This is a genomic window from Sporosarcina beigongshangi, assembly GCF_033485195.1.
Taxonomy (GTDB): Bacteria; Bacillota; Bacilli; order Bacillales_A; family Planococcaceae; genus Sporosarcina; species Sporosarcina beigongshangi.
The window spans coordinates 1-1,358 of sequence record NZ_JAWLIR010000005.1 but is presented as its reverse complement, the minus strand read 5'-3'; the positions used below and the strand labels follow the sequence as shown (position 1 = coordinate 1,358).

Sequence of the window (1,358 nt, the reverse complement as noted above, 5' to 3'; positions counted from 1 at the left end):
CGGTTTTTGTCCCATTTGCATCATCATCATGCGTAACATTTCTTCATTAATCGGCGGGTTATCTTTCAAATATTTCATCATATATTGACGTGCAATGAAAAATCCAAGTGCCACACCTGCTGCTAGCGCAACGATGACAATTATAATCCACCAAATTGTTCCCATCGTTAATTACCTCCTTCACTTCCATCATTCGAGTGTACTCCACCATGATGGATTATACAGTATAGCGGTAGTGAATGGCAATGGTCCTACATGAAAAATTCCTTTCATGATATACTGGTAATATCGAAATATTTTTCTGAAAGAAAATATAGGAAAGGATGTTAGCGATGAGCGAACAGCTTTTGCAACAAATTTTGGGTGAATTTAAAGAAATGAGAACTGAAATGCAAGAGTTTAAAACCGAAATGCAAGGATTTAAGACTGAACAACAAAGCATGAAAGCACAGCTTGATGAAAATACACAGCTGACACGCGCCATCTTTGACAGACAAGAAGAAACAGACGCCAAGTTAGAAAACTTAACAATGGATGTCCACAAACTGCATGGCGAAGTAGCAGAAATAAAAGATATTTTGGATTTCACGTATCAAAAAACGACTCGAAATGAATTGGAAATCTATAAGTTGAAAAAAAATAGTGACATGCATGTCCATGAATAACACAAGAGCCATGTAAAAGAGGCCCGCTAACACGCAAGCAGACCTTTTTTACGTGGCTCTATTTCTGTTCATAAAAATACATTTTCTTCCCTCATGCGAAGATCCGCATATTTGACCGGCTTCAACCAGCCCCACTCCCCATGTCCATCCATTACAGCAAAGAAACGGTCGCCAGCACCAGATAAGGCAACGAACAGATCAAGGTCCAGCATACGGGAACCATCACAGAACACATTCAGTGAATACGATGAGTGAGAGACGAGGATAGACCCCTTGACAGGATGTGTCAGCTTATATTCCCCGTTTCGGCACTCAATGGAAGTAAAGCCTTTACCGAGATTCGTCACTATCGCTTCGTTGATTAACTCTTCTTCCAGCCGGTCACATAAGTAATCTACTTCTCGCATACAATCATGATGCTGCCCATCTTCTTTCAAAAGGTCATACAATAGTCGCTCGCGCCCAATAACGAATGGCTGGTACATTTCTTTCACTTTATAAATTCCGTATGATCGCAATTTCGCCACCCCCTATTACTAAGGTACATCGTTTGGAATGAAAAGGCTGTCATATTGCGGAATGGAACAGCACTATTATTGTCGGAAAAGATAGATAAGTTAAAATCCTACAAAAAAAGTTCCATCGGCTGTCAAATTTACAGCCAATGGAACTTTGATAATTTAATCAATTACA

At 39.7% G+C, this 1,358-nt stretch carries 3 protein-coding genes; 1 reads left to right on the top strand and 2 read right to left on the bottom strand.

Annotated features, from left to right (window positions below; genetic code table 11):
- Positions 1-165: YneF family protein (locus tag R2B77_RS04350; RefSeq protein WP_322555654.1), on the bottom strand; the 165-nt coding region annotated here is incomplete at its 3' end.
- Between the two features lie 167 nt (positions 166-332).
- Here R2B77_RS04350 and R2B77_RS04345 point away from each other — a divergent pair.
- A complete protein-coding gene (locus R2B77_RS04345; RefSeq protein ID WP_203246306.1) occupies positions 333-665 on the top strand; it encodes a hypothetical protein in 333 nt (110 codons plus the stop codon).
- Positions 666-733: 68 nt separating this feature from the next.
- On the opposite strand, the gene sirA is transcribed toward R2B77_RS04345, so the two are convergent.
- Positions 734-1,183, bottom strand: a complete 450-nt coding sequence (gene sirA / locus R2B77_RS04340) for a sporulation inhibitor of replication protein SirA (RefSeq protein WP_203246305.1) — start codon at positions 1,181-1,183, stop codon at positions 734-736.
- Positions 1,184-1,358 lie beyond the last annotated feature (175 nt).